An 18,431-nucleotide genomic window follows, 5' to 3' on the forward strand; every position below is an offset into this window, starting at 1 on the left:
TCATCATTCTGCCGCGTCAGGCCGCGTGAGCTTTCTTCAGTAACCGCGTTTAGCTCTTCAGATGCAGAGGCCAATTGGTCAGCAGCGCTGCCAATTTCGCTTACCGTAGTTCGTAGGTTATTCTGCATTTTATCGAGTGCGCTCAGCAGTACACCGACTTCATCTCGTCCACTGATTACAATGTGTTTAGAAAGGTCACCATCAGCCACTTCCTCAGCGCTTCGCAACGCGATGGATAGAGGAAGAGTGATTGAACGTGTGATAATCAGTCCCAAAGCGATGGCTGCTAGGAAAGCAATTATTACACCTATACCCAATATCCAGTAAGCACTCTTTGTCTCGGCCTTTGCTGCATCTGCTACCTCACCGCTTTGGCGATAGTTGGAAGCAACAATAACTTGAAGATTATCACTTACTCCCTTGAATGCCGGCGAGACTTTCTCCTGGAAAATCTTGGTAGCGCCATCAATATCACCTGCCTTAGCTAATTGGATTACTGTGCGTGCATCCTGCAAATAGGCTGGCCAGTTCTTTTCGAACTGATCACCTGCCGCACGCTCGTCATCAGCGAGAGGAGTCTGTCGGTACTCCTTGAAAAGTCGGTCAGCCTCTTTCTCGTTTTCAGACATGGATTGAACAGCAGTGTCAAATTTAAGATCTTCTTTTGCGTACTTGTAGAGTAGAGCAGCGTGTAAAGATCTGGAGTACGAAAAAACACTTGCGCGGGCATTAGCTGTATTATAAACAGAAATTAAATTATTGCTTACAATGCCTTCTATTGCTTCTTTTTGCTTAGTGATACCTGAATAGCCTAAGAATCCCACTCCTAAGGTGATCATTGCGCACACTAAAAAAGCAGAAATCAGTCGCGAGGAAAGCTTGGTTCTACGTAATGCGTCCATAAGACTCTCGAAAATTATTAATTGGTTATCCAATCAGGCTTGGTGCGAGTACTGTGTCGGAAGAAAAACCCATAACTATAATTTTTATTTTATTGTCCTGATAAATGACCTTTTTTAAGGCGGAGCCTGGTTTTTTGATAGTAATCAACAGCTGAACGAGATAACACAATAGAATTTCTATCGAGTCGATAGCGCATGCATAAATGATAGGGTTTAAATAATTTAACCCGGGTTTTAAGCGAATGTAAGCCAGGCGATTGCCTACTTCAACGACCGTAAAGGGGCGAAAGCAGTCTGTCATACAAGTTTATATTGAGCATCGCCTGGCTTGCCCGCCGCCACTAAAAATTCCTGCCGTGCCAATGCCCACAAACCGACCTTGGCCGTACTCGCCTGCGCCTCAGCCTCGGGATTCGCGCGCCACAACTGCAACGCCAGGTAAAACAGTTACGCCGCTCCCAGAATCTTGATTCCGTAGAACAACAGCTCCGACGTCTGCAGCACCACCGCCGGGGAGGAATAGGGCGAGGGTGGCGAGGTCCATGGCGGCTCCGGGTTCGCGGGTGCGGGGAGGTGTGAGGATAAGGGGAGTGGAAGTCGTTGGACAGTCTCAGCCGTTCATGTTTTGAGCTGTTTCGGCATTTGCGACACCGCCTGAGCGACTTCAGCGGCCATCTGTTCAGCACTGCGCATCCCGTTAATCTGTAAGACCGGTACCGTCTGCTGTGACAGCCATGATTCGTGCCACGCCCGGTTGCGCCCTGAGAAATTCGGGGCGTCGTATTGCGAAGCCCATTCCCGGAAGGCCGCGTGTATCGCATGCATATCACCACCGGGTGTGATCCGATCGCCAAAGCGGGCCTTTTCGCGGGCCGCCAACCGTTCGAGGCGAACGGGCGTGGGTGTGACCACAAACACAATCAAGTCAGCATCGGCGATCAACGCATCGCCCCAGATCATGCACGAACCGGTCAGCACCCAGTCGTCGTCACCGAGTGCTTGTTGCATCAGGGACACGCGGTCGCCGGGAGGTCGCTTGGTGGTGAATGGAGGGTTTGTGGGCATCCAGTAAAAATCATCGACGTCGACGTGTCGTATACCGAGCCGTATCGCGAGGTTGCGACCCAGCGTGGTGACGCCCGCGCAAGATGCACCTGTGATGTAGATCCGCATTTTTCCTCCATGAATACAAGCCGGGTTGGCGAACGGCAATCACGCAACCGGCCTTGAACGTGCTGATTTTGACCCTCTGAAGTTCCATTGCATAGTCTTTACCGGGCTCGGGAATGAGTGTGACAGGCGCGGGAAGGCAGGACATTTGCGAACCGCCCATGGCGAGCCCTGCAATAAAGGGCCTGTGAAGGTGGGGCGTGAGGGAGAGCGATTGATGCCTTCGCCTAAGCGTCGGGTCGAGACCTATTGATCAGCGTTCCACACCGCCAGTTCATAGCCATCCGGATCGGTGAAGTGGAACCTGCGTCCACCAGGGAACGAAAATGTCTCGCGGGTGATGACAGCCCCTAGGGCTTTGAGTCGCTGCTGCGTGGCATCGAGGTCATCGGCGTACAAAATGACCAGAGGCCCACCCGGCCGAACCGACTCCCCCGTGGTGAACCCGCCTGTCAGGCGCCCGTCGCTGAACTCCGTGTAGGTGGGGCCGTAATCGACAAACGTCCAGCCGAACGCGCCGCCGTAGAAGGCTTTGCTGCGGGCAATATCGCTGACGTTGAATTCGATGTTGTCGATTTGCCGGTCTTTCCCTTGAGTGCTCATGTTTGCCTTCCTGGCCGATGTTAAGAGCGGCGAGTGTAGCGTGAACGCCTGCCTGCATGAAGACAGCAATCGTGCCTATGATGCACTCGACTACAGAATTAATCGGAGCGGACAGCGTGCTGAAGATTGGAATCCTGGGCGTCGGTGAGCTGACGGAAAAGGTGGTGATCGGCCTGCGGCGCAGCGAGTTTGGCGGGCGGGTGCTGCTGTCCCCGCGTAACCACCAACGTGCGCAGCAACTCGCTGAACAGTGGGACTGTGAGGTGATGGCTGACAATCAACAGGTTGTCGATGGGGCGGACTTGTTGGTCCTGGGCGTGCGCCCGGAGGTGGTCGATCAGCTTTCGAATGAAGTGCAGCTCAGACCTGAGCAAACGCTGGTGTCGCTGGTGGCGGGATTGAAGCTGACCGAGCTTCAACGCCGGTTCCCGCAAGCGCGTGTGGTGCGCGCCATGCTGTCCTATGCCGCGCAGATCAACCAGGCGACCGTGGTGGTCACGCCCGGTGGCGAACCCCATGCAACGCTGCTGGGCGCGCTCGGTTCATTGGTTGTATTGGACGAGGAAGAGGCGTTCGAACTGGCCACTGTCGCGGCCTGCATGAGCGGCTGGTTCTATTTCTTCCTGAGTGATCTTCAGCAGTGGTTTACCGACAAAGGCCTGTCCAAGGACCAGGCCGCCCAACTGGTGATGGGCAACCTGCAAGACTGTCTGGCCAGCGCCCGCCACCAGCCATCCGCGAGTCTGGCAGCATTGGGTAGCGCCATTGCCACACCGGGCACCTTTACGGCGGCCGGGTTGGAGGTGTTGAGAAACAATGGCGCGACGCAGGCATGGCGCGAGGCGGCTGACGAGGTGCTTGAGCGGCTGCACAAGCCTGCACGTTTATAGCCGGTGATGCTCCAGCAAAAAGTCCACAAACACGCGGATCCGCGCTGGCATGCTCGCACCGCCGACAAACACCACGTGGATCGGCTCCCGGTCGCCGGGGTTCCAGGATTCCAGCAGGGGCACCAGGTGACCGCGTTGCAGGTCTTGTGCAACCGTGAACTCGCCGATGCGTGCGATACCGGCGCCTAATCGCGCCAGTTGAGCGAGGGCTTCGCCACTGCTGCATTCGATATTGCCGTTTATCTTCAGGGAAAACTCCCTGCCGTCACGGGCGAAGGGCCAGTCGGATTGGGCGCGGCGGAAGTTGAAGCGCAGGCAGTTGTGGCGCAGCAAGTCGTTGGGTTCCAGAGGCGTGCCGTGTTGCGCAAGGTACTCCGGCGACGCCACCAGGACCTGGCCGGTGTCGCCGATGCGCCGCGCGGTCAGCGGGCTGTCTGGCAGGTCGCCAAAGCGGATCGCCACGTCAGCCTGGCCGCCGAGGATGTCGACCACTTCGTCGCCCAAGGTCAGGTCCACCACAATGTTTGGGTAGCGGGCGCTGAACGCCGCCACCAACGGCACGATGGCCATGCGGCCGTGGCCCAGGGCCGCACTGACCCGCAGCCGGCCTTTGGGCGCGCCCTGGTCGGCGATGGCTTCTTCGACTTCCGCCATGTCGGCCAGGATGCGCCGGGCGCCGCGAAGGTACGCCTCGCCTTCGGCTGTGAAGGCGAGGGCGCGGGTCGTGCGAATCAACAGGCGGGTGCCCAGGCGTTGTTCTGTGCGTGCGATGACGCGGCTGACGGCCGAGGGCGTCAATCGTAATGCCCGCGCTGCTGCCGACAGGCTGCCTTCCTGCGCCACCATTGCGAATACCGTCATCTCACCCGATCTGCCGTTGAAATCCATTTTTGCCTCGCGCGCAAAGGTGATTGCCAATTAAACGGTCTAGTGCCGTCAAAGCGTTGATCGTAGCATTTGCGGCATAAATGAGGAGTCTTCCATGCGTATCAATCCACCCCTTGTAGCCCTTGCTGTCGGTGCCTTTGGCATTGGCGTCACTGAGTTCGCGCCCATGGGCATGTTGCCCACCATCGCCAATGACCTGGGCGTTTCGATTCCCACTGCGGGGCTGTTGGTCAGCGCCTACGCCCTGGGGGTATTGTTCGGTGCGCCACTGATGATCTTGACCACTGGCAAGATTCCCCGTCGTCACTTGCTGGTCGGGCTTATGGCCATTTTCACCCTGGGTAACGTGATGTCGGCGCTTGCAACCGGCTATTACGATCTGTTGATTGCCCGCGTCATCACTTCGCTCAACCACGGCGCGTTTTTTGGTGTCGGTTCCATCGTCGCGGCCAGTGTGGTCGCGCCGGACAAGCGCGCCGGAGCAGTCGCCGCGATGTTTATGGGCCTGACCCTGGCGACCATTGGTGGCGTGCCACTGGCGACCTGGTTGGGTGAACTGCTTGGCTGGCGTACGGCGTTCTGGGGCATTGGCGGACTGGGCCTGGTGACCATGGTCGCGCTGTGGTTCGCGCTGCCTGACCTGCCGCTGCCGAAAAGCGACGGTGTGCTGGCCGAAATCAAGGTGCTGGGGCGTGGTTCGGTACTGGCGGCTCTGGCCCTGACCGTGGTGGGTTCCGGTGCTATGTTCACCGTGTTTACCTACATCGCGCCGATCCTGAGCAACGAGACCCATGCGTCTACCCCCTTTATCACGGCCATGCTGGTGCTGTTCGGCGTCGGGTTGACCCTGGGCAATGTATGGGGTGGCAAGGCGGCAGATCGCTCGATCGACCGGACCCTGATCGTCTCGCTGAGCGCACTGATTCTGGTCCTGCTGGCCTTTGCATTCCTGATGCGTTGGCCGATACCGGCAGCGGTGAGCATCCTCATCTGGGGTATCGCCAGCTTCGCCGTTGTGCCGCCGTTGCAGATGCGTGTGATGGAAGCGGCCAAAGATGCGCCGAACCTGGCCTCGGCCGTGAACATCGGCGCCTTCAACTTCGGCAACGCGATTGGTGCAGCGGTGGGGGGAGCAGTGATCAACGCAGGGCTGGGCTACCCGGCGATTTCCCTGGCCGGCGCGGCGATGGCGGGCATGGGGTTGCTGATGGTCGTGATGTTCGCCTGGGGTTCTAGAGCGCGCATGGCTGCGGCGGTTTAGCAGATGCGCACCAAAGGGTTCACTGCGGCGCCTGCAGAAAACGCTGTTGATGGTCTGGATGCGGCAGCAGGCAGGTGTCGAACTGATCCTACCTGCGTCCAGTGGCGTTCATCCTCCTGCTGTTTACCGTGAAAGCAAAGGTGCGGTGCTTGTTTGCTCACCACCCACGTCGTGCAAGGACATCCGCGACGTCTCCGGCAACGCCAACCCACCGGCCAGTGCCAGCAACGCCACGGCAATCAGGTAAAACGCCGGTGACAGGTTGCTGCCCGTGGTGCTGATCAACCATGTCGCCACCAGCGGCGCGGTGCCGCCGAAGATCGTGTACGCCATGTTGTAGGTGATCGCCGAAGCGGTATAGCGCGTACGGGTCGGGAAGGTCTCCGAGAGCAAGGCCGCCGTGACCACGCCGCACAGCACCGCCCCAACCGCCAACAACATCACGCCGACAATCGACGCCGCAAACGAACCGGAGCTGGCCATCAGGAACGACGGATACACCACCACGATCAACAACACACAGGCAGTCATCACCGTGACGCGCCGCCCGACCCGGTCCGAATACAGCCCCGCCAGCGGGCAGATCGCCGCCGCGAAAATCAACGCGATCAGCGACACCAGTAACGCCATCGCCCGGTTCAGCCCGCCCGCTACTTGCAGGTACGTCGCGAAGTAGGTGGTGAACATATAAAACGACAACGCCGTCAGTGACACAAAAGCGCCCAGGCAGCAGATTGCCGCACCATGGTTGCGCAAGGTTTCCTTGAGCGGGGAGTGGGCGACGGCGTGCTCTTCCTTCACGGCCTGGAAGGCAGGCGTCTCGTCCAGCTTCCAGCGCAGGTAAAGGCCCACCAGGCCGAGAGGCGCGGCGATCAGGAACGGCAGGCGCCAGCCCCAACTGCCCATGGCTTCGGTGGACAATGACGCCTCAAGGGCATAGGCCACCACGGCGGCGGCGGCGAAAGCGGAAAACGTCGACACCGGCACGAAGCTGCCATACCAGGCGCGTTTGTCACTCGGCGCGTGCTCCATCAGATAAGCACAGGCACCGGCGTATTCACCGCCGGCGGAGAAGCCCTGGGCACAGCGGATCAGCGACAACAGAATCGGCGCCGTGACGCCGATGGCGGCGTAGGTGGGCAGCAGGCCGATCAACGTGGTGGCAGCGGCCATCAACAGGATGGTCATGGCCAGGGTGCGCTTGCGGCCGATGCGGTCGCCGAGCATGCCGAAAAAAATACCGCCCAAGGGCCGGAAGGCGAAGGCCACGGCAAACACGGCGAAGGTCTTGAGCAGCGCCGCGCTGGCGTCGCCGCTGGGGAAGAATTGCTGGGCGATGGTGGTGGCGAGGAAGCCATAGACGGCGAAGTCAAACCACTCGACGAAATTACCGATGCCGGCGGCGATGATGACCTTGCGCAGGGGTTGCGGGCTGACCTGTTCGGTGGAGGGGCTCGTCATGGGGGAAGGCCTCGGGATAGCTGGGGGGATGACCGATTATCGGTGCAGGTGCTTGGGCGGCGGGGCCCAAAAGAGTCGTCCGCGTAGTCAGTAGCGACGGGGTGGGGGGAGGCACGCAGGAATTGGGCCAGGTCAGGCAATGGCGCCAGGCGTCGTCGGTCGGGTACTGCGGATGTAGCGTGCTGGCGACGACCCCAGCGTCTTGCGAAACATGCTGATAAACGAGCTGACGGACTCGTACCCCAGCGCCTCGGCGGTACGCTGCACCGACTCGCCCTCGGCCAGGTTCTGCAAGGCCACGATGATTTGCCATTGCTTGCGCCATTGGCCAAAGGTCAGCCCGGTTTCGCGCTTGACCAGGCGCGCCAGGGAACGCTCACTCATCGCCACCTGCTGCGCCCATTGCGCCATGGTGCAGCGGTTATCCGGAGCCTCGGCCAGACGACGGGCGATGACGCGCAGCTGCGCCGAAGCGGGCAGGGGCAGGTACAGTCGCTCCGAAGGGGCCTGCTCCAGTTGTTCAAGCAGCACGCGGGCCAGGCGTGCGCTCGCGCTCGGATCCGGATAGTCCTGGTCGAGGGTGCTCAGGTGCAGGATCAGTTCGAGAATCAGTGACGACAGCACCAGCGTGCAGCAGGTTTGTGGCAACGCAGCCGCATTGGGCTCTATGAACAGAAAACCGACTTTGCCGTTGGCGGTAATGCGGTTGCTGTGAGCGATACCCGCCGGAATCCACACGCCGAATCCTGTAGGCACCATCCATACACCATCCTCCACCGTACACACGATGCCGCCGTGATAGGCCACCACCAACTGGCCTTTGCGATGGGTGTGCACCGCGTATTCTGCATCGTTGCGCTGTGCGCCCAGCATCACCGCCACGGCGGGTTGACCCAGGTCGTCGAGTTCGAATTGATCCACCGTGTACAGGGTTGTCTCGTTCATTAAATCCCCCGTCGACTGTCCGAAATTGATTATAGGCTGGCAGCATACTCAATATCGGCCGTTTCTGGCACGCCCTACCATGCTCACCAAGGGCCTCACCCTGAAGGCCGTTACGAGACTTGAACCATGCTGAGCGAAATCACGATTGCCAACCTCTACCTGCCGCCGTTCCTGCTGTACGTGGGAGCGGCGGCATTGGTCTACGGTGTGCTGGAGCGGGTCGTGCGCACTTGGCTGGACCGGACCTGGCACCCCAGCCTGGCGCGGTTTTTTGTCTCGCTCATTGTCCTCTCGACCCTCGTGCTGAAGCTGTGAGGGCGGCGCCATGACGCTCAATAAACTGTTCAAGATGGCTGTGACGCTGGGGTTGGGGCTGGTTGCCCTGTTGTTCTGCATGCAGTTGTGGCACGCCTATGTGCTGGCGCCCTGGACGCGGGATGGGCGGGTCAGCGCCCAGGTCATCCACATTGCGCCCGAGGTGTCCGGGCAGGTGGAACGCTTGCTGGTGGGCGACAACCAATGGGTTGCCAAAGGTGCATTGCTGTATGAGATCGATCAGCGTGCCTACCAGATCGCCCAGCAACAGCGCATGGCGGAGCTGGCCGAGGCTCGCAGTATTTTCGAGCAGCGCACTGCGCAGTTCAGGCGCCGCAGCCAACTCGGCGATGCGATTGCACGGGAAGAAACCGACAACGCCGCCCAGGAATTGGCTGTGGCCAAAGCCCGGCTGGACGCGGCGCGCAGCCAGTTGGCCCAGGCCCAGCTCGACCTGGGGCGCACTGCCGTGCGTTCGCCGGTCGAAGGGTATGTGACGCAACTTCGGCTTCAACCGGGTGACTACGCCGTGGCGGGCAGCACCAATATTTATGTGGTCGACAGCCAGAGTTTCTGGGTGACCGCCTATTTTGAAGAAACCAAGCTGCCTGGCGTGCTGTTGGGCGCGCCGGCGTCGATCAAACTGATGGGGTTTGCGCCGCTGCTTCAAGGGCATGTCGCCAGTATTGGCCGGGGCATCGCCGACACTAACGAGCTGCGTGGTGACAGCGGCTTGCCCCAGGTGGCACCGACGTTCAGTTGGATACGCCTGGCCCAGCGCGTGCCTGTGCGGATCGAGTTGGACAGCGTGCCACAGGGAGTGGAGTTGGCGGCGGGCATGACGGCGAGCATTGAAGTCGGCCAGGCAAATGCCGACGCGCGTTGGCGGCTCACGCGCTGGCTGCAGGCGTTCATGTGATGGCCGTGCATGTGTGGTGCTGGTTGGCCGCGCTGCCGCGGCCATGGACCCGGGATACCTTGGGCTATGTGGGCCGCAGTGTGGTAGCGGCCGTGCTGGCACTGTGGCTGGGTTTGCAATTGCACCTGGACTCGCCGTTCTCGGCAGCGTCGACGGTGTTGCTACTGATTCATCCGATCCAGGGCGCGGTGGTGGGCAAAGGTGTGATGCGCGTCGTGGGTACCCTGCTGGGGTTGGCCGTTGCCGTGATCCTGATAGGGATGTTCGCCCAACAGATGCTGCTGTTCATTCTGGGGATCGGCGTGTGGTTGGGGCTGTGTGTCGCAGCCATGACCCTGCTGCGGCACTATCACGCCACGGCGGCCGTGGTTGCGGGCTATACCGTTTGCCTTGCCCTTGGCCCTGCCATCGTTGCGCCTGAGCAAGGCTTCGATCACATCGTCACACGGGGAACGGCGGTGGTCCTTGGGGTCTTGAGCCTGAGCCTGGTGGCCTCGCTGCTGGGGCGCAAGACGGTCGAGGCACAACTGAAGCAGGCGCTTGGGGACGTTTCCACGCGCACGCTACGGTTACTGGCCCTTCGATTCAAGGGCGACGCAGGCGACCCCGCGCAACTCGCCCTCGATATCAATAAGGTGGATGAACTGCTCGGGATCGGGCGAGGTGAGTCGTACCTGATTCGTTCCAGGCTCAAGACGCTCCAGGGTGGGCTGGCGCATTTGCAGGCCGCCGTGCTGGTCACTCCAAGCCTGCCCCCGTTGCCCGCGTGCGTTGGAGCGGGCCAGGCCCTTGAACAACTGGCGCAGATCCCCTTCGATTTCGTCACGGCTGCCGCGCGGGTCAGCGTCCTGCAAGGCGTTCTTGAGCATGAAAGTGAATCCCCGGATGGGTTGGCCGAGGCATTGGCGGACCTGTCCGGCGCCTTATCGAGTTTTGCCAGCCTTGAAAGCGCCACCCCGCCGCCTGTACGGACGGTAGCTTTCCATCGTCATTATGGCGATGCGCTGCGCAATGGGGTCCGCGCCTTGGCCGCCACCCTGGTGACCGGCGCGGTGTGGTACCTGACGGGCTGGGACCAGGGCCCGACCTTGCTGGCGGTGTTGGGGCCGTGTTGCACCTTGCTGGCGACCCACCCGGCGCCCACCCGAGGGCTTGACGGCTTCCTCAGGGGCACGCTCTACGGCATTGTGGCGGCGGCTGCCTGCAAGTTTCTGCTGCTGCCTCAGATCAATGGTTTTGCGCTGCTCAGCGTTGTATTGAGCGTGTTCTGGGTATGGGGTATCCAGGCTACCACCCAGCCGCGCCATGCCCTGCAAGGCATTGCCTACCTGATTGCGTTCAACACGCTGGTCGGCACCGGCGGCACGGCCCATTACGATTTCATCGACTTCGCCAATCAGGCGCTCGCCTGGTTGGTGGCGATGGCTATCTGTATGTTGGCGTTCCAGATCCTGCCGAGGAAACCCGGCAGCCATGTGCGTGCCCTACAGCACGCGCTTCATCGGGACATCTTGCGACTACTGCGTGCCGGGGGACGTATGAACCTGTCGAAGTGGCACGCCAGGCAGCAGCATCGGCTGGTCTCATTGCGGGCGTTGTCGGGCACGGATGACTCGCCAGTCGATGCACTGGGCTATCTGTCACTCGAACTGGGGCGCAGCCTGGAGCGGCTGCATAACGCCGCCAGGCTGCTGGTCCCAGGAACCTCGATTGCACAATGCGCAGATCGCGGTGCTTATCGCCTGGCCCGGTATGCCGGTCACCCTGCAATCAACGCACTTCAGGCGCGGCGGACGGCGAACGCGTTGGGGCGGCTCGGTGAGCCTGGTCTGGCTGAGCGGTACCAGGTGGTTGCCCGCCTGTTGGCGCACTATGCAAACCTTGCGGGCGCTGCTGACAAACCAGACATCATTGATGAAACCTGCGCCCCAACGCATCCAGGCGCACCGCGATCGGCGGCAACCGCTCGCTGCTGCGTGCCAGGGTTTCCACATCGTCCGCGGTGCTTTGTGCAATGCTCTGCACCGACTGCAGACGCCCGACAATCTCCAGGTTCGCCGTGGTCTGCTCGCGGGTTGTGGTCACGATACGGCCATTGAGGTCATCGATGTGGGCGATGTCGTCGCCCACTGCGCGCAGCATGTCAACGGCCACCTGGCTGTCCTCCACGCAGCGCTCTACGCCCTCGCGGCTATCATGCATGGCTTGCACCGCCTGCCGGCTGCCGTGTTGCAGGCCTTCGATGATGGTTTTGATTTCCTGGGTGGATACCGCCGTGCGTTGCGCCAGGTTGCGCACTTCGTCGGCAACCACGGCGAAACCACGGCCTTGCTCGCCGGCGCGGGCGGCTTCGATGGCGGCGTTGAGGGCCAGCAGGTTGGTCTGGTTGGCAATGCTGCTGATCACTTCAAGCACGGTGCCGATCTGTTCGGTTTGCAGGGCCAGGCCCTGCACCGTGTCGTGGGTGCCGCTGAGGCGGGTGGCCAGTTGGGTGATTTCCTGCTGGGCGCGGCCGACGCTTTCCTGGCCGCGCAGGATCTGTTGGCTGGCCTTGCCGGCATGATCCACCGCTTGCTCGACGTGCACGGCAATGTGGCCCATGGCGTCTTCCATGCGCTGCATCGAGCCGCTCATCTCGGTGATTTGCGCCAGTTGGTGCCGTGCGCCTTTTTCCAGGGTGCCGCTGGCGCTGGCCAGTTCCTGGCCGAGTTGGCCAAGGCCGTGGGAGTCACGGGCGACGCCGTCGATCAGGCCGGTCAACTGATGCAGAAAATGGTCGAAACGCTTGGCGAGGGAGACGTGGGTCTTGCCCTGGTCGCCTTGGGCGGTTTCAACGGTGAGCTGGGAAGTGACCGCCAGCATCTTCTCGAGCATTTCCTGGCTCTCGACCGCTTCGGCCTGGCTGTGCACGGCCAGGTAGAGCAGGGCGACGGTTTCCATCACCACGTAGAACGCATGCACGAACACCATGGTCCAGCCGCCGTGGTGTTCCATCACGAACACTGGAAAGCCTTGATGTTGCAGCGCATGGAAAACCACATGGTGCACGGCGATGGTGGCCGCCGCCACCAGGATCGGCAGCCAGTCACGGTAAAACGTCAGCACCGCGAGCAACGCGAAGATGCCGAAGTGCGCTTCGATCAAGCCCTGGGCCTGGTTGATATGCAATGCCGCCATGACCATCAAGCCCGCGCCGAGCGCGCAGCGCATGACACGGGTACCACCGATGGCGCGGTAAAGCGCGGTCAGCACCACGCTGGTACTACCGCCGACTAACACGGCCTGCACCAGGGTGTCGTGCCAGAACGCCAGGCCCAGGGAAAACAGGAACATCAGCCAGACCAGCGCCAGCATGATGCGGTCGGCTTTACGGTAGTGCTCGGAAAAACGCGTGCGGGTGGGCATTCACACTTACTCCATGTGGTCTGGCCGGAACAAAGCGAAGGGCAGGGTGGAGCGAATCAGGTGTTTTTGATTGTTATTGGATTCAGTGATGCCAAACGTGTATCGGCATCGGTAGGCGGGACTTTAGGGGCGGCTACCCGGGCGGATAGCCGTGGTTCGGAGGGCGGTCAGAAGCTGTACTTGGCGGTCAGCATCATATTGCGTGGGTTACCGTAGGAGTCACCGCCATAGCTCACGGAGTTGGAGATGGACTGATAGTAACGGCGGTCGAAGATGTTGTTGGCGTTGAGCTGCAGGTCAAGGTGCTGGTTGACCTGGTAGCCGGCCATCAGGTCGGTGACGGCATAGGCGCCCTGCTGCAGGCGGTAGGTGCTGCCATCCGCGACTTTGAAGTCGTTGTACATGCGGCTCTGCCAGGAGACGTTGCCGCCCACGCGGAGTTTTTCCAACGGGCCCTGGAAGCGGTAGTTGGTGGTCAGCTTGAACAGGTGCTCCGGGGTGTCAGTGTCGAACTGCTTGTTGACCTTCTGCGGGTTGGCGGCGTCCTTGATGGTGTGCGTGCGCGCGTAGGTGTAGCCACCGCCGACCTGCCAGTTCTCGGTCAGGGCGCCTTGCAGTTCGAAGTCGATGCCCTGGCTGCGAATCTCGCCGGAGGCCACAGAGCAGGAGGCCTGCGGGCAGTTTGCGACTGTCACGCCGACGGCACGGTTTTCCTGGTCGACGCGGAACAGCGCCACGCTCGCGTTGAGCGCACCCCCCAGGTATTCACCCTTGATACCCACCTCGTAGTTCTTGCCGACGATGGGCTTGAGCGGGCTACCGGAGGTGTCTTTTTCGCTCTGGGGCGTGAAGATGTCGCTGTAGCTGACATACACCGAGTGGTGGTCGTCCAGGTCGTAGATCAGGCCGGCGTAGCGGGTGAGGTTGCGGGTGACCTTGTAGTCGCCGGTGTTGCTGCCATGGGCGTCGTAGTCGTACCAGTCCAGGCGCCCCCCGAGGATCAGCTTCAACGGGTCGGCCAGGTTCAGGCGGGTAGTGACGTAGACACCATCCTGGGTGGTCACGTCACGGTCATTGGTGGTATGGACGAAGTCAGGTTTGCCCGCTGTGAGCGGCCAGTTGGTGTTGTAGGGGCTGTAGTTGTGGGTGGTCATGTCGTAGATGCGCCGGCTGGCGCCTACCACCAGTTCATGGGTACGCCCGAACGCCTGGAAGGGGCCGCTGGCGAAGACGTCGGCACCTGCCTGGTTTTCATCGTAGGCCGCCTGGTAGACCGTGCGCGCCAGTGTGTTGGCGACCCAGCGCGACTGGTAGGAACCGGAGAACAACGCGTTCTGTTCGGCATAGTTGGCGTTGACTTGCAGTTTCCAGTCGTTGGCCAGTTGCTGGCGCAGTTCGGCGAATACGGTGTTGATCTCCTGGTCCTTGTTTTCCCAGTCAGTGCCGGGGTTGTAGGAGCGCGGCAGGTTAAGGTGATGGCCATCCAGGCCGACCATCGACGAGCCCCAGAAGTAATTGGTCTTGTCCTTCTGGTTGGAGAAACCCAGGGTCAGGGTGGTGTCTTCGCTCAGGTCGGCTTCGGTGACGGCGTAGAACAGGCCGTGATACTCCTCGGCGTTGTCGATGAAGCTGTTGGCATCGCGGTACGAGGTAACCACGCGACCGCGCCAGGTGCCGCTGTCGTTGAGCGGGCTGGAGGCGTCGAGTTCGCCGCGATAGTCGTCCCAACTGCCAGCGGCGCCGGTCAGCGTGACTTTCTGCTCGTCCAGTGGGCGCTTGCGGACCAGGTTGATGGCGGCGGAAGGGTTGCCCGCGCCGGTGACCAGGCCCGTGGCGCCGCGCACGATTTCGACGCGATCGAACATCGCCAGGTTCGGTTGTGCGCCGACAGTGACGCCGTTGTAGCCGCTGGGGATGCCGTCATACATCAGGTTGTCGATGTCGAAGCCGCGTGACGTGTAGGACTGCCGGCCAGGGCCACTGGAAAAATTCAGGAACAAACCCGGGGTGGCCTTGACCACATCGTTGATGCTGGTCATCGCCTGGTCATCCATCCGCTGGCGGGTAATGACGGTGACGGCCTGTGGGGTTTCGCGCATGGTCAACGGCAGCTTGGTTGCCGTTTTCATCGCGCCAGTGGTGTAGGACTGGGTGCCTTCAGTGGTTTCGCCCAGTTGCTCTTCGCCGGAGATTTGCGTGGCGCCCAACTCAAGGGGGGCGGCCGGTGCCTGGGTATCGGCGGCAAAGACCGCGGAAGAACTGGCCAGACAGACCGCCAATGCCATCAGGCTGGGTGAAAAAACGTTACCGCCGTGTTGTTGCACAGACATGGAACTGACTCTCCCCGAACGCCGTCCCTGGCGAATAATAAATCTGTTGATAATTATTCGCATTAGTCTGGCAGATTGTTCTTGCAGGAAAAAGCCTTCAGGGAGAATTAGTTAACGAATTTTTCACATCGCAGTGGCGGCGATTTGCCACATCGCCCCCCTGAAATGCGCCGGTTATTCGCGCTGTGGAATCGCCACCCGACTCGTCGCCTTGACCTCCCTCAGCGCCAGGCTCGATTGAATCGACGCAATCCCTAACTGGCGCCGCAACACGCTCTCGACGAACTCGCTGTAGCTGTCCAGATCTTCGGCCAGCACCTGCAACAGGTAATCGGCATCCCCGGTGATCTTGTGGCACGACAACACCTGCGGCAGTTCCTTCACCACGGCCTCGAAAGCGTCGGGCGCATGGTCGGTATGGATCGCAAAACGCACATGCACGAACGCCAGGATGTCCAGCCCGAGCATCTTGCGGTCGAGGTTGGCCTGGTAGTCCTTGATCACGCCTTCTTCTTCCAGGCGCTTGCGTCGGCGCCAGCAGGGCGTGAGGCTCAGGGACAGGCGCTCACTCAACTGCGCGTTGGAAATACTGGCGTCTTGCTGCAACAGGGCGAGGATGGCGAGATCGGTGTCGTCAAGAACGACCTGTTTGGTTTTATTTTTCATAATCATGCGCCGCTGAGGTAAATATTCCCGATAAACCTAACAGTGCCGTAAGTAAAAGCAAAGAAAGCCCACTGCCGCCAGAACAAAATAGACCCTGTCTTTTATTGGCGGATGCCCTCACATGTTGACTGTTTTCAGCGAAGCCCACCGTTTGCACCATGGCACCGAACTCAAGGACGGCGTGCTCAAGCCCTCGTTCGAACAACCCAGCCGCGCCGACACCGTGCGTGACCGGGTCCGTCAGGTTGGCCTGGGCGATATCATCACGCCGCGCCGTTTTGACCGGGCCTGCTACGTCGCCGCCCACAGCGAACGCTACGTGGCGTTCCTCGAAACCGCCTGGGCCGAATGGACCGCCATCGGCCGCAGCCATGACGCCTTGCCCCTGGTGTGGCCGGTACGCGACCTGGCCAACCAGCAGGTGCCGGCGTTCATCGACGGCAAGCTCGGTTTTTACGCGATGGACGCCGGTTCACCGATTACCCGCACCACCTGGCAGGCGGTGAAGACCAGCGCCGACATCGCACTGACCGGCCTGGCGTTGCTCGACGAAGGCCATCGCAGCGCCTTTGCCCTGTGCCGCCCACCGGGCCATCACGCAGCCCGTGAATACATGGGTGGTTACTGCTACCTCAACAACGCCGCGATTGCCGCGCAGCACGCCATCACCCAGGGCGCCCGGCGCGTGGCGGTGCTGGATGTGGATTTCCACCATGGCAATGGCACCCAGAATATTTTCTACGACCGCCCGGACGTGATGTTCATCTCCCTGCATGGCGACCCGGCGGTGTCCTACCCGTACTTTTCCGGTGCCGGCAGCGAGCGCGGCGTCGGCGCTGGGGAGGGCTTCAACCTGAACTACCCATTGCCGAAAAACACCACCTGGCCCCATTACCGCACCGCCCTGATCGACGCCTGCCAGCAACTGCGCCGCTTCGCCCCTGAAGTGTTGGTGATTTCCCTGGGTGTCGACACCTTCAAGGACGACCCTATCAGCCACTTCCTGCTCGACAGCGAAGACTTCCTCCGCATGGGGGAGATTATCGCCAGCGTCGGCGTGCCCACGCTGTTCGTGATGGAAGGCGGCTACATGGTCGATGAGATCGGCATCAATGCGGTCAACGTGCTGCACGGTTTCGAACACCACAGCCAATAACAACGACCCCTCGACTTTTCTTCTGCCAAAACTCAAAAACATAACAAGAGGTTTTGTGATGAAAACAACCACGCCCGGGCTGTGTGAACAGCCTGCGTTGCAACGCACCCTGAGCAACCGCCATATCCAGTTGATGGCCATGGGCGGCGCGATCGGCACCGGCCTGTTCATGGGCTCCGGCAAGATCATCGCGCTGTCCGGCACCTCGATCATCCTGATCTACATGATCATCGGGCTGTTCGTGTACTTCGTGATGCGTGCCATGGGCGAGCTGCTGCTGTCCAACCTCAACTTCAAGAGTTTCGCCGACTTTGCCGGTGCTTACCTGGGGCCGCGCGCGGCGTTCTTTCTCGGGTGGTCGTACTGGTTGAGCTGGAGCGTGGCGGTGGTGGGGGACGCCGTTGTGGTCGGCGGTTTCTTCCAGTACTGGTTCCCCGATGTACCGGCCTGGATGCCGGCGGTGAGCATGTTGCTGACCCTGTTCGCAGTGAATGTGCTGACGGTCAGGCTGTTCGGCGAAGTGGAGTTCTGGTTCGCGATCATCAAGATCGTCGCCGTGGTGACCTTGATCGGGGTGAGTGGAGTGCTGATCGCCAGTTCGTTCGTCTCGCCCACCGGTGTCACCGCTTCGTTGAGCCACCTGCTGGATAAACAGGCGGCATTTCCCAATGGCCTGTTCGGCTTTTTTGCTGGCTTCCAGATGGCGATCTTTTCCTTTGCCGGCACCGAGTTGATCGGCACGGCCGCCGCCGAAACCCGTGCGCCGGAAAAGACCTTGCCCAAGGCAATCAACTCGATCCCGCTGCGCATCATCCTGTTCTACGTGCTGGCCCTGGCGTGCATCATTGCGGTAACCTCCTGGCAGCAGGTGTCGCCGAGCAAGAGCCCGTTTGTCGAGTTGTTCCTCGTCGCAGGGTTTCCCGCCGCAGCGGGCATCGTGAACTTCGTGGTGCTGACCTCGGCAGCGTCGTCGGCCAACAGCGGGGTGTTTTCCGCCAGCCGCATGTTGTTCGGCCTGGCCGACCTGGGTGATGCGCCGGATATCTTCCGGCGCTTGTCCAACAGCAGCGTGCCGTTTATCAGCCTGGCGTTTACCAGTTTGCTGATGTTGCTGGGGCTGGTGTTGCTGTTTGTGGTGCCGGAGGTGATGACCGCCTTCACCATCGTGTCGACAGTGTCGGCGATCCTGGTGATTTTTACCTGGTCGACCATCCTCGCGTCCTACCTCGCCTACCGCAAAAAACGCCCGGACCTGCACGCCCAATCCACCTACAAGATGCCAGGCGGCGTGCCGATGGCCTGGTTTGCCCTGGCGTTTCTCGCGTTTGTACTGGGCCTGCTGGCGTTGCGGCCGGATACGCGCCTCGCGCTGTGCGTGATGCCGGCCTGGTTCATCTGGCTGGGAATCGCCTATCAGTTTTCGCGTTTTCAGGGTCTGCGCTTTCAAGGTCGTTGAAAAACCGGCCATATCTGGCTGATACCCTCCCATTTGTGGTGAGCGGGCTTGCCCCGCGTTGGGT

The 18,431-nt window shown here is 60.9% G+C and carries 14 protein-coding genes and 3 pseudogenes; 7 read left to right on the plus strand and 10 right to left on the minus strand.

The features are described 5' to 3' along the window. Positions 1-119: 119 nt before the first annotated feature. From K5K89_RS28995 to K5K89_RS14800, 4 genes and pseudogenes are all read right to left on the minus strand, one after another. Positions 120-902 (minus strand): annotated as a pseudogene (locus tag K5K89_RS28995) (MCP four helix bundle domain-containing protein); the annotation flags it as partial. 324 nt (positions 903-1,226) lie between these two features. Further along, positions 1,227-1,412 (minus strand): annotated as a pseudogene (locus K5K89_RS14790) (LysE family translocator); the annotation flags it as partial. Positions 1,413-1,520: 108 nt separating this feature from the next. Next, positions 1,521-2,075 (minus strand): adenylate kinase, encoded by a 555-nt coding sequence (locus K5K89_RS14795; protein ID WP_222539624.1) that lies wholly within the window; start codon positions 2,073-2,075, stop codon positions 1,521-1,523. 243 nt (positions 2,076-2,318) lie between these two features. Next, positions 2,319-2,675, minus strand: coding sequence for a VOC family protein (locus K5K89_RS14800; protein ID WP_222539625.1), 357 nt, complete (start codon positions 2,673-2,675; stop codon positions 2,319-2,321). A gap of 116 nt (positions 2,676-2,791) precedes the next feature. On the opposite strand from K5K89_RS14800, the gene K5K89_RS14805 reads away from it, so the two are divergent. Next, on the plus strand, positions 2,792-3,565 hold the full coding sequence (locus K5K89_RS14805) for an NAD(P)-binding domain-containing protein (protein ID WP_261400635.1): 774 nt from the start codon (positions 2,792-2,794) through the stop codon (positions 3,563-3,565). Here the strand turns inward: K5K89_RS14805 and K5K89_RS14810 are convergent. Beyond that, on the minus strand, positions 3,560-4,453 hold the full coding sequence (locus K5K89_RS14810) for a LysR family transcriptional regulator (protein ID WP_222539626.1): 894 nt from the start codon (positions 4,451-4,453) through the stop codon (positions 3,560-3,562). The two genes, K5K89_RS14805 and K5K89_RS14810, sit on opposite strands and share 6 nt — an antisense overlap. 94 nt (positions 4,454-4,547) lie before the next feature. Between K5K89_RS14810 and K5K89_RS14815 the strand changes: the two genes are divergently transcribed. After that, positions 4,548-5,714, plus strand: coding sequence for an MFS transporter (locus K5K89_RS14815; protein WP_222539627.1), 1,167 nt, complete (start codon positions 4,548-4,550; stop codon positions 5,712-5,714). A gap of 123 nt (positions 5,715-5,837) precedes the next feature. On the opposite strand, the gene K5K89_RS14820 is transcribed toward K5K89_RS14815, so the two are convergent. Beyond that, entirely contained in the window at positions 5,838-7,175 is a 1,338-nt protein-coding gene (locus K5K89_RS14820) for an MFS transporter (protein WP_222539628.1), read from the minus strand. 132 nt (positions 7,176-7,307) lie between these two features. Then, entirely contained in the window at positions 7,308-8,120 is an 813-nt protein-coding gene (locus K5K89_RS14825; protein ID WP_222539629.1) for a helix-turn-helix domain-containing protein, read from the minus strand. Positions 8,121-8,246: 126 nt separating this feature from the next. Here K5K89_RS14825 and K5K89_RS14830 point away from each other — a divergent pair, with 126 nt between their 5' ends. The 3 genes and pseudogenes from K5K89_RS14830 to K5K89_RS14840 all read left to right on the plus strand — a co-directional run. Further along, positions 8,247-8,435, plus strand: a complete 189-nt coding sequence (locus K5K89_RS14830) for a DUF1656 domain-containing protein (protein ID WP_092243940.1) — start codon at positions 8,247-8,249, stop codon at positions 8,433-8,435. A gap of 10 nt (positions 8,436-8,445) precedes the next feature. After that, on the plus strand, positions 8,446-9,354 hold the full coding sequence (locus tag K5K89_RS14835; protein ID WP_222539630.1) for an HlyD family secretion protein: 909 nt from the start codon (positions 8,446-8,448) through the stop codon (positions 9,352-9,354). Beyond that, a pseudogene (locus K5K89_RS14840) lies at positions 9,354-11,231 on the plus strand (FUSC family protein); the annotation flags it as partial. The gene K5K89_RS14835 and the pseudogene K5K89_RS14840, both read left to right, overlap by 1 nt. A 31-nt stretch (positions 11,232-11,262) precedes the next feature. On the opposite strand, the gene K5K89_RS28800 reads toward K5K89_RS14840, so the two are convergent. The 3 genes from K5K89_RS28800 to K5K89_RS14855 all read right to left on the minus strand — a co-directional run bounded on the left by K5K89_RS28800 (position 11,263) and on the right by K5K89_RS14855 (position 15,755). After that, positions 11,263-12,759 carry a methyl-accepting chemotaxis protein gene (locus K5K89_RS28800; protein ID WP_222539631.1) on the minus strand — a complete coding sequence of 499 codons (1,497 nt, stop codon included), beginning with the start codon at positions 12,757-12,759 and terminating at the stop codon, positions 11,263-11,265. A gap of 167 nt (positions 12,760-12,926) precedes the next feature. Beyond that, entirely contained in the window at positions 12,927-15,089 is a 2,163-nt protein-coding gene (locus K5K89_RS14850) for a TonB-dependent siderophore receptor (RefSeq protein WP_222539632.1), read from the minus strand. A 174-nt stretch (positions 15,090-15,263) separates the two neighbouring features. Next, positions 15,264-15,755 carry an Lrp/AsnC family transcriptional regulator gene (locus tag K5K89_RS14855; RefSeq protein ID WP_058426187.1) on the minus strand — a complete coding sequence of 164 codons (492 nt, stop codon included), beginning with the start codon at positions 15,753-15,755 and terminating at the stop codon, positions 15,264-15,266. Between the two features lie 121 nt (positions 15,756-15,876). On the opposite strand from K5K89_RS14855, the gene K5K89_RS14860 reads away from it, so the two are divergent. Continuing rightward, on the plus strand, positions 15,877-16,911 hold the full coding sequence (locus tag K5K89_RS14860; protein ID WP_222539633.1) for a histone deacetylase family protein: 1,035 nt from the start codon (positions 15,877-15,879) through the stop codon (positions 16,909-16,911). A gap of 58 nt (positions 16,912-16,969) precedes the next feature. Next, positions 16,970-18,367 (plus strand): amino acid permease, encoded by a 1,398-nt coding sequence (locus K5K89_RS14865; protein ID WP_222539634.1) that lies wholly within the window; start codon positions 16,970-16,972, stop codon positions 18,365-18,367. Positions 18,368-18,431 lie beyond the last annotated feature (64 nt).

Origin of the sequence: Pseudomonas sp. DR208, from assembly GCF_019823005.1 — a bacterium.
GTDB lineage: Bacteria > Pseudomonadota > Gammaproteobacteria > Pseudomonadales > Pseudomonadaceae > Aquipseudomonas > Aquipseudomonas extremorientalis.